This is a genomic window from Acidobacteriota bacterium (assembly GCA_038040445.1).
GTDB classification, from domain to species: domain Bacteria; phylum Acidobacteriota; class Blastocatellia; order UBA7656; family UBA7656; genus Onstottus_A; species Onstottus_A frigus.
Genome location: JBBPIG010000029.1, coordinates 56,361 through 70,762 on the forward strand (window position 1 = coordinate 56,361; position 14,402 = coordinate 70,762).

A 14,402-nucleotide genomic window follows, 5' to 3' on the forward strand; every position below is an offset into this window, starting at 1 on the left:
GCATGCCTACGACTTCATCTTTGCACGAAGTCTTGCTGTTTGCGCTGATCATCTCGAAGAAGGGCTTGATGCCGATCCTGAAGACCTGGGCGCAGCACGAAGAGTTGCGCGAGCCAGAGCACTCGAGCTCGCATACAGACACGCACGCCTCTCGCTGACCCACACCTTCGCCCCTGACTCAAGCCTTGAGCTCTTAGCATATGTGGCTTTGACTTCGGGCGATATTCCGAAGTTGAAGAGGTTTGCGTCGGAAGCGGTGGAATGGGACCCAAACTATTATGCCGCACGCTGGCTCCTGGGTGAAGCTTATCTTGCTGAAGGGGAGCGGGAGCTAGCGCGCGAGCAGGCCGAGATCGCTCTAAGTCTTAACCCCACATCGCGCGAAGCCGGCGCTTTGCTCAAGCGCGCCAGTGAGGACCAGTGTGTGCCAGACCGCCCTCCTGAAGAGGTGGTGCGGCGGTGCCGCGCGCTGACCCAGTCAGGCAACACACAGAAGGCACTCCTTAAGTTGCTTCGCACTATCGACGAGTTAAGGGATGCTCGCGAAAGGTGCCCTGATGAATTACAACCCCGATATGAAACAACACCACTTTACGAAGAGGTAATGGCCGAATGGCAAACACTCATTCGAGATGAGCCTGACGCACCGCGGCTGGAAACGATTCGTAAGAGGATCGAGGTGCTAAAGAAGAGTAACCTTTTGCGAGCCGCTGGACACTACTGAACCAATCGCAGGGCCGCGCGCGACGATGCAGCCATGGTCTCAAGGTTTTGTGATCGAAGGGAATGTGTTGACATCATTCCCGAAATCACTCCATCAGCACGTCGGTTCTCTCGACGTTGAACCGTTCCGAGAACCGTTTGGTGCTTTGATCACTCAGATGCTGGCACGGGTTTATCTGAGCTCAGACCCCACTGCTGGGTCCGGACAGAACCATTCGAGCTGTTTATGATCCACCAGTTTCCATCTGATGGTCGCCATATTGCCAGGTCAGTCTTGCCATCTCCATCGTAGTCTCCAGGTACAAGCTTATCGGTGCTCACGCCCCAGCCCTGGAATCTTACTCCTCCTGTAGAGCTGTTGATGATGTACCAGAATCCATCCGATGGCCGCCATACGGCAAGGTCTGCCTTGCCATCGCCATCATAATCTCCTGGAACAGGCTTATCTCCGTTCAGTCCCCAGCTAAAGACTCTGACACTGCCGTTTGAGCTATTGATGATCCACCAATTGCCATCTGAAGGTCGCCATATCGCTAAATCAGTCTTGCCATCTCCATCGTGGTCTGCAGGAACAACCTTATCGGTGCTCACACCCCAGCCCTGGGATCTGCCTCCTCCTGTAGAACTGTTGATGATGTACCAGAACCCATCGGACGGTCTCCATACCGCGAGATCAGCTTTGCCGTCTCCATCGTAATCCGCAGGAACAGGCACGTCGCCGCTGAGCCCCCAGTTTTGGACCCTTGCAGTACCATTCGAGCTGTTTATGATGTACCAATTTCCTTCCGACGGACGCCATACAGCAAGATCGGTTTTGCCGTCTCCGTCGTAATCGGCGGGGACGAGCTTATCGGTGCTCACGCCCCAGCCCTGGAACCTGCCTCCCCCAGTCGAGCTGTTAATGATGTACCAGAAGCCATCGGACGGTCTCCACACTGCTAAATCGGTTTTTGTATCGCCGTCGAAGTCGAAGAGATTGCTGCCGAAAATGCCCTTCTGTGTTACGGTGAAAGTCTGGTTGGCAACACTCATAGTTCCCGTGCGCGTGCTTCCTGTATTGGGCGCGACCATATAGGCTACCGTGCCGTTGCCGCTGCCGCTGTTGCCAGATGATATGGTGATCCAGCTATCATTGCTTGAGGCTGTCCAAGTGCATCCAGTCGGCGCTGTTACATTGGTCGCGCCCACTCCGCCGCCGCTACCGTAGCCCGCGCTGGTCGGCGAGATACTCGCGGTACAAACCCCTGCCTGAATCACTGTGAAGGTTTGACCGGCGATGGTCATAGTACCTGTACGCATCACTCCCGTATTAGCTGCTACATTGTAGAATACCGACCCATTGCAGCAGTTGGAACTGAAAGTGATGGTGATCCAACTAGCGTTGCTGGTAGACGTCCACGCGCAATTGGCTCCCCTATTCACGAACACGTTGCCGCTGCTACTGGCGGAGGAGAACGATTGACTCATTGGAGATAGAGTTGTCGCCGGATTGGTAGCAGTAGTTGTCGCCATCGCAGAGTTATCGCTGGTATCGGGATCAGTGGCCGAAGACTCTACTGTGGCAGTATTGGTGATCATCACACTGCTAGGAATTGAACAGCTAACTATCGCACCGATCGTCATGTTCACGGATGCGTCAACATCCAGGGAGTTGAAAGTAAAGGTAACATTGTTACCGGCATGGTTGCAGGAACCAAATGACGAACTACAGAAATTGAATATTGTCGATGACGGAAGGTCGTCGCTCACTATGACTGATGAAGCCGGCTCAGGGCCCATGTTAGTGACCGTAATGTTATAGCTAATATTCGAGCCTGCTACGCCCGAGTCTGGCGCAGTCATAGTGATCGTAAGGTTAGACGCGAGACTCGGCGTGACGACGAGTTTAGTGATGAACGCATCGGGGCTGAAACCAACTAAACCGTCTTGGAAGACTTCGGGGGTTGCCGGAAAATTCTGTGACTGAGTCGTTCCAGTGACGTAGGCGCTACCGGGCGAGTCGACAGCGATGCCGAGCCCTTGATCGAAGCTAGAGCCACCGAGATATGTGGAGTAAACGAAAGCCGTTGCGTCCGCATTCAGCTTTGTTATGAATGCATCAGTACTAAAGCTGCTGATGGTCTGGAAGACGCCAGCCGTTGTAGGAAAGTTACCCGAGCTGGTCTGACCTGTCACGTAGGCATTGCCCGAACTATCAATGGCGATCGCAGAGGCCGCGTCAAAAGAGCTTCCTCCGAGAAGTGTTGAGTAAACCAGCGCTGTGCCTGCCGCATTTAACTTTGTGACGAAGGCGTCGGTGCTGCCGGCGGCGGCGCCGGAATAAATAATAGTCGCATTGATAGGATCGATAGCGAGTGTGTTGACAAACGCACCGGCCAAACCATTGTTCACGGGGCTCCACGCGCTTCCGCCGTTGGTAGATTTGAACACACCGTTTCCTGTACCGGCATAGATGGTGGATGAGTCCGCCGGGGAAATAACCAGAACATTCACAGATCTGTTAGTGAGGCCCGTGTTGATGCCGCTCCAAGTCGTGCCGCCATCAGTGCTCTTAAGCGCACCATTATCTGTGGCTGCATATAAAGTAGAAGGGATTAATGGGTCGATAACCAGGCTTGTAATATTGGTATTGGTCAAACCGGTGACGTTCCAGTTACTGCCGCCGTTCGTGCTCTTGTAAACGCCGCCGAAACTGAGGCCCACGTAAATGTTGGACGTGGTAGTAGGATCTATGGCCAGCACATTGATAAAAAGGCCCTGATTCAGACCGACATTGGCGCTCGTCCAACTGGCGCCGCCATTGGTGGTCTTAAAGACACCCTGGTCTGTGCCTGCATAGATAACGGAGTGATTCGCAGGATCGATATTCAAAGCATTTACGGTCATGCCGTTCTCGCCAGTGTTTATGGCTTTCCATGTGCTCCCGCCATTTGTGCTCCGGAAAACGCCGCGATTGGTGGTGCCGAGATAAAGGAGTGATGAGCTCGCGGAATCAACCGTGACGGTCCTGATTTGGAGGTCAGTCAAGCCAGAGTTGATGGCGCTCCAGTTATCGCCTCCGTTCGTGCTTTTGAAAATGCCGCTGCCTGCTGTGCCTGCAAAAACAGTTGTTGGATTCGAAGGATCGACAGCCAGCGAGGTGATTGTCCAGTTAGTTAGGCCGGTGTTAATTGCCCTCCAACTGGCTCCGCTGTTGGTCGTCTTTGCCGCTCCCCCATTACCAACGCGCACCACGCCGGTCGTTGTCGGGAAACTGCTCGAGGTCGTAGACCCCGTTATGTAAACCTCGCCTGAAGCTGTCTGAGCGATGCTGAAGCCGGTCTCATCACCGCTGCCGCCGAGGTATGTAGAATAAAGCAGAGCCGTGCCTGTGTTGTTGATCCTCGTAATGAAACTATCAGAGGAGCCACCGAACGTGGCCTGGTAAGCGCCCACACTTACGGGGAAGTTAGTCGAAAAAGTAACGCCCGCGACTACAGCGTTACCGGATGTATCTATAGCGATGCCGTTGGCCCCATCGGAGTTTGATCCCCCGAGATATGTAGAATAAGCGAGAGCCGTGCCGGCGCTGTTAAGCTTGGTGACAAAGGCATCACTGCTGAATCCGTTAAGACTAGTCTGGTAAGCGCCGGCAGTTGTCGGAAAGGTGGTCGAATTCGTGAGGCCAGCAATAAAAGCGTTGCCGGATGGATCTATAGCAATGCTATTCCCCTGGTCGCCGCCCGATCCTCCAAGATATGTAGAATAGACCAGAGCTGTGCCTGTGCTATTGAGCTTGGTGACGAAGGCATCATTGGCGAATGAACTGCTCAACGCAACCTGGAAAGCGCCGGGCGTCGTCGGGTAGTCGCTCGAACTCGTAAAGCCTGTGACAAAGGCATTGCCTGTAGAATCCACGGCGATGCTATTGCCATTATCATCCGAAGCCCCGCCTAGATATGTCGAATAGATGAGCGCTGTTCCATCAGCATTCATTTTTGTTACGAATACATCACTACCGTTTCTATATGTCGTGCTAAAGGCATCTATTGTCGTTGGAAAGTTGAATGAGAAGGTCCTGCCTGTCACATAGGCGTTGCCGCCGGAATCCACGGCGATGGCCCTACCATCGTCCGTGCTGTTGCCGCCCAGGAATGTAGAGTAGCTAAGCACAGGGTCGATTACTAAAGCCTTACTCCTGTCGTATTCAGCAATTTCAAAGCCGACTTGATGTTTACCCTTGAGCGCGTAACGACCCGCGATGGCCTGCCTTATTCCGTCTATTTCTTGATAGACCGATGGCTTGTGCATACTAATATCGGCGCTCGCCGTGTGCAACACCAAATCGCCTTTGGCGTCCACCCAAATCCTCAGAGCGCCTTCAAACGCCATCTTGATAAGTTTCGGATCGGCCCCGGGAGCTACCGCAAAATCATATTCGAGTTGGCGATGGTTGCCGTAGTAGACGAGATCCACTCCCGGATATATGTCCTGATACTGCGCCCTTGCATAAGTAGGTATGTTGCGGCGCCATTTATTAGTGTCTTTTCCTACCAGGTAGTTGCTAAAACCGGGTAGTTGATCGACTCCTTTGATGCTCGATTTGGGATTTGCGCCAAGCATCCTAACCCGAAGCACGCTCGCCGCCGCGCGGTGTCCTCGTTCCCTTGTGTTCTTCGTTGCAGACCTACGCGACGTACGCTTTTTTTGCGCCAGGGCCAATACAGCTTCCCGGGAGGTTAAGAAAAGAGCAGCCCCGCTGCCGCGAGACATAAATTTGACCTGAGGATCGGTCTGCCCATAGTTGGGTTCAAACCCCAATGGCAGTCTGGCATATGATTCGTTGATCCTCATTTGAGCCTTTTGGTTGAGTTCGACTCCGCGCGACGTGTTGCGCAGATCCGGCGGGTCGGTCAGGCCCGAATGGCTTGCTTCCACCGCATGCTGTTCAAACACTGCCGCGCTCGGATGGCTGCCCGGCGAGGCGATGAAAGTTGTGAGACTAAGTGACGCCGCAATTATGACGGCCAAATCCTTGACGCAGGTTTTCGAGTATTTCATTGGTGCCCCACGGTGGCGGTTCATTGGTACCTTGGCACAAACCGCTCCCTATCTAATAAACAAGTGCCGCCTGATATTTACGGCAAGCAGAAGTTTTGACTCGGCGACTCCTGTCAGATCATCTTCTATCGAACTTGAAAATGAGCGGCCAGAGTTACTGTGAGAGGATTCCAAGCTCGTCAGACCTTCCCCAAACTGACAAAAAGACCTGTCGCCGAGTTTTCGCGATCGCTCCAAACAACTGGATCACGTTCAATTCAATTTGCGTCCTTCAGAAAAGTATACCCTGGGAAGGGCCAGAGCGGTGCATCGTATGCGAGGTCAATAGGACTGTCAAGGGGACTCTCGCCAGCCTCAATCTCGCCGAGCACCCGTAAGGATGACGCCCTCTATTGTTCGGCGCCGATGCCGAGAATGCGGAGGCCGGCGCGTGGCCAACCCAATCATAGCCGGGAACAGTGGTAGAACATTAAGTTGTCCGACCATTTACGACAGTACTACATCATCTAATGAAAACTGAAGGCAGAGGCACATCGCTACTCAGACCCCAGTTCTGTATTTTGACCGTGCCGGTCGAGCTGTTAATGATCCACCAGTTTCCATCTGATGGTCGCCATATTGCCACGTCAGTCTTGCCGTCGCCATCGTAGTCTCCCGGTACAAGCTTATCAGTGCTCAGGCCCCAGCCCTGAAACCTTCCTCCGCCCGTTGAGCTGTTTATGATGTACCAGATTCCATCCGATGGACGCCAAACAGCCAGGTCTGTCCTCCCGTCTCCGTCATAATCTCCTGGAACAGGCACATCTCCATTGAGCCCCCAGTTCTGAACTTTCACGGATCCATTTGAGCTGTTGATTATCCACCAGTTTCCATCTGAAGGTCGCCATATTGCCAAATCAGTCTTGCCATCGCCATCGTAGTCTCCCGGAACCAGCTTATCGGTGCTCACACCCCAGCCCTGGAATCTTCCTCCTCCTGTAGAACTGTTGATGATGTACCAGAATCCATCCGATGGTCGCCACACAGCCAAGTCTATCTTACCGTCTCCGTCGTAATCTGCCGGGACGGGTACATCTCCATTGAGGCCCCAGTTCTGGAGTCTCAATGAACTGTCGGAGCTATTTATGATCCACCAATTGCCGTCTGATGGTCGCCATATTGCTAGATCGGTGTTGCCGTCGCCATCGTAGTCACCGGGAACAAGCTCATCGGTGCTGAGGCCCCAGCCTTGGAATCTGCCACCTCCAGTAGAACTGTTGATGATGTTCCAAAATCCATCTAATGGTCGCCATACTGCTATGTCCGTCCTGCTATCTCCATCGAAGTCATATAGGTTTCCCTTGGCGGTCTGCGAGACTATGAAAGTTTCGCCGGCTATGGTTATCGTGCCGGTGCGAGATCCTCCGGGGTTAGCCGCCACGGAATAGTTGACCGCTCCGGTGCCTGTCCCGGCGCTTCCGGCCGTGATGGTGATGAAGCTAGCGTTGCTTATAGCAGTCCAACTGCAGTTCTCGGGCGCAGTGACGACCGTGCTTGCAGGTCCTCCGCGTGCGTTGAAAACTCGACTCGATGGCGAAACAAAAAAGGAACAGGGTGAATCGGGATTAACAATCCGGTGAACTGTGCCTCCAAGCCCGACGACGTAAATCTCACCAGCTTCGTCTTCGCCAAACGACGATATAGTGAGAGCCGTATCGAGCAACACACTCTGGGAGCCGTTCTGCAGCACGAATATCTCGCCCGTACAAAGGTCACCATACACATAGGCTCCGCTCGGCAGTGTCCCGATGGGCCCGCGGTATACATATCCGCCAACTATTGAACAGCCTACTGCGTGCCCGTATTCGGCTATCGGGAAAACAAAACCGCTCCCGCTGCACAGAGGAGGGTCAATATTGGTACAGTGGTTGCCCTCAAACACGCGCCAGCCAAAATTGCCTCCTCGAGTGACAATATCGATCTCTTCGAATGCATTCTGTCCGACGTCTGCAACGTAGAGTTGGCCCGTATTCCGGTCGAACGAAAAGCGCCACGGGTTCCGCAGCCCGTAAGCAAAGATCTCGTCGCGACCGGGAGTGGGGCCGAAGAATGGATTGTCTGAGGGTGATGAATAGGGCACCGAACCATTCGGATGATCGATGTCTATCCGAAGTATCTTGCCTAAAAGCTCGTCGATATTCTGCGCGCGGTTGCCGGGATCGTTGCCCGATCCTCCATCGCCCATCGCCACGTAAAGAAAACCATCGGCCCCGAATTCAATCATGCCGCCGTTGTGATTTGCGAAAGGCTGAGCGATCGTAAGAATCACGGTCTCTTCCGTGTCTGCTATGTTCGGATTACTCTGCGATACGTGATACTCGGCAATCACAGTCGCGCCATCAGGCTGACGGGTGTAGTCGACGAACAAACGGCCATTGATTCCGAACCGCGGATGAAAGGCGAGACCTAGCAGACCTTGCTCCCCACCAAACAAGACTTTTGATGTGATGTCCAGGAACACTGTGGGCGAGTTCTGTCCCGGCTGGAGCATCGTGATCCTGCCGGGCTGTTCCACTATTAAGAGCCGATTACTGCCGTCGTGTGCATTCGTCACATAAAGCGGGGAGGACAGGCCTGTCGTAACTACTGGCTGAAGTTGAATAGTTGTCAGCGGCGTTGAAGCAAGCGACGCAGTCGATCGATCTGGGCTCTCCATTAGAGAGATTAGTATCAAAAAGATGGTAGATGAATGCGCAAGCCATCGGACTTTTCTAATCCCTGGTTTAGCCATTCTAACTCTCCTCCGGTGTCATTAGGTTGGGGGCAACCGACCAGTCTACGAAGGCGGGGCGACCAGAAGCGTTCGTTTTGCGATTCTATCTTTCAAGTCAGTCCCCGTTCCCACGCAGTGTTCAGTTTCGTTGCCGAGGACTTGGCTTGTTCCAATGCGATTGTACCAAAGAAGCATCGAAAGTACAGAAAAAGCGTTTCGACTCTGGCTATCGAGGTCAAACAATCAAGAGGAAACCCCTTGCGAGAACCAAGCTCGCTAGAGAAGGCGGCCAAAGGCATCAACGTTGTGCCTACCGTCAACTCCGAAGGCAACGCCGAGTGCTACTTACTGCTGTTTTTGAAAAGATCGGACGCGTAAAGGAGAGCTCGAAATGAATTATCGCGCAGTCTCGCCGGAGAGTCTTTAGCAGATTAGAAGGTCTATTCTTTGATGCCGATGCCGATGATGCTGAGGCCGGTCCAAGGCCATATGTGATCAATGCCTCTCAGGATTGGCATCATCGTGTCTATTATTTTGAGTTGCACGCGAGAAAATCTTCTTCGGCGCAGCAGCTTGCCGTTAAGCCACCAGCCCGGGACAGAAAAACGGTTGAAGTCGAATATCCTCTCAATGCGAAACCCGGTGGTGGTGAGTGCCTGCTCTAGCCCGGCGACTGTGTACCGCTCGCGGTGTTCCAGCGCCTCGTCTAGCGTGCCGTACAGCGCGGGGTGGTGCGGAACTAGTATGATTGCTCGCCCGCCCGGTTCAAGCGCAGACCACAGATTACTTAACGCCTGCCGCTCATCGGGCAGGTGCTCAAGCACGTTGAGCATCACCACCGTATCGAACTGACCTTCCAAGCCGGCGAAGTGTTCTCGGTTCCCAGCATCAATATGCATCACCCGCAGATAAGGCTTGCCGATAGAATACGAACGCAGGTAGTGCAGATAGTTAGGATTTATGTCCGAGGCAACGTATAACTCGCGAGGAATGAATTGGTTTGTCAGATTCCCGATGCCGGCGCCTATTTCCAACACTCGATCGCCAATATGCGGGCGCAATACATCGGCCGTGTACATATTAAATCGCCGCGCCCGCTCAAGCTTTATGAGTATGTGCGATCCGTATTGGTCTTCCTTATAAAGATCATCTATTAGCCAAAAACGGATCATCGCAAGAAGAGCGAGTATGCCGTCGCGGGCGCGAATCTTCTTTCCTTCTTCGTAGCTTCGCGGCAAGTAGCGAATTGGCGCTTCAAAGATGCGGGCGCGGCGCTTCGCTAGCTTGAACACGATTTCTACTTCGAAACGAAAGTCACTGCTACGCAGAGGGATGGATTTTAACAGTGTCGCGTTCACCGCCTTGTAGCAAGTCTCTATGTCGGTCAGCGTAAGATCAGTGAACCAGTTACCTAGGGTCGTCAGCCACTTGTTAAGCATAGTATGCCGATACATCAAGGCTCGGCGATAGGGTGCCGAGAGGTAGCGCGAACCGAATACAGCATCAGCGCCCTCTTTAGCGAACGGCACGAGCAAAGATGGAATATCCGCAGGATTATATTCAAGATCGGCGTCGTGGATGATGATGATGTCGCCCGTCGCTTCCTGGATTGCAGTGCGAATCGCAGCGCCTTTGCCTTGATTGCGCCCGTGGCGAAGCAAGGTAATGCGGTCGTCTTCATTGGCCATCCGTTCCAGAATCTCGCGCGTGCCGTCGGTGCTGCAATCGTCCACTACAATCAGTTCGAGATTGCTGATAACCTCGTGTCCCAGCGCCAGCACGCGGCGCAAGCTCGCCTCGACCACGTGACGCTCGTTGTACACGGGCACCAAAACACTCAGCCGAAATGAGGTTGCAATGGTGTCCTCATATATTGGCAATTGATAAAGGAGCGAATCGGTAGCTTTCATCTTAGATTAAGTTCAACTTCTCGCCCTGGTTTACGACCTTAGCGCAATCATCGAAGTACACTAACCCCCTCCGGTGAAGACCTGGTCAATTCTCTTGCTTGTAATCGAATCAAGCCCGCAAACCCATACGCTTATATAAAAGCGTGGTGGGGTACTAAAGGAGTTCGTATTCTATTAGCATGAATAATGCGTTGTCTAGATGGAGATGAGATGGAGATGGGATGCTGCCTAAACCCGAACTAGGGCCGTAGCTCAAGTATTGGCAGTTCTAAAGTTTAATTCTGAACAGCGAATGGGGTTCGAGTCGTCGTCGGACTTTGACGCTGATTCGATCCTTCTGGGTTTAACTAGTGGGATCATCGCAGCATTGTGGAGGGAGGCTTTACTCGGAATCCGGCGTCCAAAGAGTTTCGAGCGCGTGATAATGACCCCGTTCCACCAGTCAAACGGCTGATGAGCTTATTCCGCGACGTCGCGCTTGTCACCGACGGCCGCTTCTCGGGTGCGACGCGGGCTGCGTTTTCCTGCAGAGGCTGCTACCGACGAACGGGCCGCATCGGCCGAGCAGGTATACAAAGCTTTAAGCTACATCAGCGTCCGCTTCGGACTATGGAACTCCGGGCACTGGCTTATCTGCGGTCATGCCCCATTGCTTTGTTGTCACAGAGCCATTCGAACTGTTTATGATCCACCAGTTGCCATCTGACGGACGCCATACTGCCAGGTCGGACTTTCCGTCTCCGTCATAATCTGCCGGCACCAGAACATCAGTGACGAGGCCCCAACCTTGGAATCTGCCGCCGCCAGTGGAACTGTTGATGATGTACCAGAATCCGTCCGAGGGACGCCATACTGCAAGATCAGCGTTGCCGTCTCCATCATAATCTGAGGGCACTGGCTGGTCTCCGCTCGCGCCCCATTGCTTTGTAGTAACAGAGCCATTCGAACTGTTTATGATCCACCAGGTCCCGGTTGATGGACGCCATATGCCCAAGTCGGTCTTTCCGTCTCCATTGTAGTCTGCCGGCACCGGAATATCGGTACTGACACCCCAGCCTTGGGATCTGCCTCCACCAGTCGAGCTATCGATGATGTACCAAAACCCGTTTGATGGTCGCCATACTGCTAAGTCTGTCTTTCCCTCTCCATCGTAATCTCCTGGCACTGGCTTATCTCCAGCCAGGCCCCATTGCTGGGATTTGACAGCGCCATCGGAGCTGTTGATGATCCACCAAACTCCAGTGGAAGGACGCCATATCGCCAGATCAGACTTTCCATCGCCGTCGTAATCGCCTGGCACGGGTATGTCGTTGCTCTCGCCCCAGCCTTGAATTCTACCTCCGCCGGTCGAGCTATTGATTATGTACCAGAATCCGTCTGAGGGTCGCCATACGGAAACATCGACCTTTTTGTCCGCGTCGAAATCGCAAAGTGATTTCGCTAAAGACACGTTAACCGAAACGTTTGTCGACATAGCTCCAAAATAGCCCACGCCATCTTGAGCCATTTGCCACTGAAAATTGTAGGCTGCGAGAGTTGTAGGAGCGTTGACGTTGAAAGCGAAGGTGACATCGGAGCCTGGGGCAACAGACGAACCAAGATCGACTCTATTCAAAGACCAGGTATAGTTGCCTTGCGAATTCTGCGAGCCGAGATAGTAACTGCCCGCAGCCCAGGTGCTAGTGCCGCTGTTCCGCATTGTGACGGAAACGCTGTAAGTCCGACCTGCGCCCATCGATGTAGGCACCGTCTGCGAAAGGAAGACCGCGTTGTTTGTGGGAGGAGGTGCGCTTCCCACTTGAATCGCTACGTTTGTCGACATCTGTCCAAAGAATCCCGTCCCATCATTCTTGTATAGCTGCCATTGGAAGTTGTGTGTGCCGGATACCGACGGCGCCGTGGCGGTGAAAGTGAGGTCAAGCTGTTGGCCGGGACCGATAGAGAGGTTGACTAACGAGACCCCGTTGCCGCCCCAGCTTGAGTTGAGCGCCGGGTTCTGCGAAGCCAGGTAGAATACCGAACCTCCCCATGTCTCGGTGCCCGTGTTTAAGAACTTCATGTTTACGCTCATTGACTGACCGGGTGTTGCAGTCGTGGGCGTCGTCTGCGAAACGAACTGTGAGGCAAGCGGAACGCCAGCCACCACTACGGCAATTGACAAGGCCTTCTGCGCCGTAGCCGGCACGGCGTCAGTCACCTTGACGGTGAAATTGTAGGTTCCAACTGTAGTGGGGTTGCCGCTGATGACTCCTCCACTGCTCAGGCCCAGGCCCGGCGGTAACGAGCCCAGACCGGCAACCAGGCTCCAGCCATAGGGCAACGTCCCCCCAGATCCCGTGAGCGTTTGCGAATACGAGGTTCCGACCGTGCCGCCGGGCAGTGAAGAAGTCACAACCGCCAACGGGCCTGGTCCGCTCGATCCGGGATAGAGGAAAGCAGCGCCGTTGGAGTCGTCCGATCGGAGTGACGCGCATCGGCCGTCGAAGTGTGCGAACGCGGCCATCGTCGCGGTTGAATCGGCCGAGTGTCCAAACCCCAGCGCGTGGCCGATCTCATGGGTGGCGACTTCACGAAGGTTGCAGGCATTGCTGAAGTAACAACTCGCCCAAGGATTAAAAGACACGAATCCCTGGGTTATTTGGCCGAATGTTATACCTCCGAGGACCCTGGTCTGAGAACCACCTCCACTCCATCCTCCGATCGCCAGTATGTTGGCGCAACCAGATGTGGCCTGGTTCATCCCGTCGCAATTGTTGGAGACGAGGTTTATGGCGGGAGTGCCGGTTTGCGTGTAGCAACTGTCGAGATTACCGGAAGGGGTCAAATTCAAAGAGCAGCCCGGCACACCTGACCAGGCGCCTGCAGCGGCCGCCATATCGGCGGCGTTAAGTACAACTGCCGGTGATCCAGGATTAGGATTGATCGTATAGGGAACAGGCTGACCGGAATCGGGCTGAAACCATCGTCTGTTCCCCAGAAATGTGTACTCCGGCTGCAACTGATGCTTAGAGCCGACGAAGCCGGGCGGCGAGGCCAGCACGGGAGTGTTCTTGAAGTAAGCTTCCTCAAAAGCCTGCGAACGTTCCAGATTGACCGCGAGTTTGGTTCGCACCATTTCAGCGTAAGCTAAGAGCTCCATGCGGTCGGTGGTATCACCCTGCGGCTGGCCTTGAGGGGCCCCTATCACAGTTACGTTTTCGCCGCCGGTATCCCGCACCGCAAATCTATTACCGGTCGTGTCGTCTATCACAAGAGAGAACTTGCCGAGAAATAATTGATAAGTGCGTAAGCTCCCATCATCGCGAGTGCTCAGATAGAGCAAAACTTTTTCGCCACGCTTAAACTGAGGACTACCGTAGACGACGCTGACGCGATCGCCGACAACGCCCCCGAGTTCTTTGATAGTGATTCTCCGCTCGGCTATCTGCCCTTTGATAACCTCACTGACCCGAACTGTTATGTAGGTGTAAATGCGATCTTCCTGCTCGTCAAGGGAACTCTGGATCTCGACAACTTTGCCGGTGACGATCGCCCTCGCCCCAACGATCATGTCGTCGTCGAGCGGGCGAATCACTGTAGTCGCCAGCGCAGACTGCGCCGACCACAACAGACATATAGATAGAATTATAGCTTTGAACGAAACTCGATTCAGAACGCGTTCCATACTTGCCTCCACCAGAAGGTTCGCGGGCGCTCGCCTTCAGTTAAACTCACAAGCTTGGACAGTAGTTAGGACTTGACGCGTTCCCACAGCTAGGCAGGGCTCGAAGATCACGGTAGAAAAGGGAGCCAACTGGCCAGCGTCGCCTCTTGTCACAGACAGTCGCTGCTTGATCTTGGATACCTATTTGTCAACCTGCAAGGGGCTTGCCCGAAAAATGCGCCAGGCACGTTAAATCGGACTTCAGGTCTAAAGCTCAGTGAGGGTTGAACCAGCTCAACCGGGTCAATACCTTCACAACACTCTGAGGGGCTTA

Annotated in this window: 6 protein-coding genes; 2 read left to right on the forward strand and 4 right to left on the reverse strand. The window is 53.8% G+C overall.

What is annotated here, in order from left to right:
• The first annotated feature begins 2 nt into the window (after positions 1 to 2).
• The gene (locus AABO57_24385) at positions 3 to 158 is read left to right on the forward strand and encodes a hypothetical protein (protein MEK6288869.1); all 156 of its coding nucleotides are present in this window, start codon (positions 3 to 5) and stop codon (positions 156 to 158) included.
• 44 nt (positions 159 to 202) lie between these two features.
• Entirely contained in the window at positions 203 to 724 is a 522-nt protein-coding gene (locus tag AABO57_24390; protein MEK6288870.1) for a tetratricopeptide repeat protein, read from the forward strand.
• 149 nt (positions 725 to 873) lie between these two features.
• Here AABO57_24390 and AABO57_24395 read toward each other — a convergent pair whose 3' ends face one another.
• The 4 genes from AABO57_24395 to AABO57_24410 all read right to left on the reverse strand — a co-directional run bounded on the left by AABO57_24395 (position 874) and on the right by AABO57_24410 (position 14,089).
• On the reverse strand, positions 874 to 5,763 hold the full coding sequence (locus AABO57_24395; GenBank protein ID MEK6288871.1) for an SBBP repeat-containing protein: 4,890 nt from the start codon (positions 5,761 to 5,763) through the stop codon (positions 874 to 876).
• A gap of 502 nt (positions 5,764 to 6,265) precedes the next feature.
• Positions 6,266 to 8,533 (reverse strand): PQQ-dependent sugar dehydrogenase, encoded by a 2,268-nt coding sequence (locus AABO57_24400; GenBank protein ID MEK6288872.1) that lies wholly within the window; start codon positions 8,531 to 8,533, stop codon positions 6,266 to 6,268.
• 422 nt (positions 8,534 to 8,955) lie between these two features.
• A complete protein-coding gene (locus tag AABO57_24405; GenBank protein ID MEK6288873.1) occupies positions 8,956 to 10,425 on the reverse strand; it encodes a glycosyltransferase in 1,470 nt (489 codons plus the stop codon).
• Positions 10,426 to 11,032: 607 nt separating this feature from the next.
• Positions 11,033 to 14,089: an FG-GAP-like repeat-containing protein gene (locus AABO57_24410; GenBank protein ID MEK6288874.1), complete on the reverse strand. Its 3,057-nt coding sequence runs from the start codon at positions 14,087 to 14,089 to the stop codon at positions 11,033 to 11,035.
• Positions 14,090 to 14,402 lie beyond the last annotated feature (313 nt).

What these genes read in the sequence shown, in the direction of transcription:
- AABO57_24405 (MEK6288873.1), bottom strand. Translation starts at nt 10,425, where the DNA reads ATGAAAGCTACCGATTCGCTCCTTTATCAATTGCCAATATATGAGGAC.
- AABO57_24395 (MEK6288871.1), bottom strand. Translation starts at nt 5,763, where the DNA reads ATGAAATACTCGAAAACCTGCGTCAAGGATTTGGCCGTCATAATTGCG.
- AABO57_24385 (MEK6288869.1), top strand. Translation starts at nt 3, where the DNA reads ATGCCTACGACTTCATCTTTGCACGAAGTCTTGCTGTTTGCGCTGATC.
- AABO57_24410 (MEK6288874.1), bottom strand. Translation starts at nt 14,089, where the DNA reads ATGGAACGCGTTCTGAATCGAGTTTCGTTCAAAGCTATAATTCTATCT.
- AABO57_24400 (MEK6288872.1), bottom strand. Translation starts at nt 8,533, where the DNA reads ATGGCTAAACCAGGGATTAGAAAAGTCCGATGGCTTGCGCATTCATCT.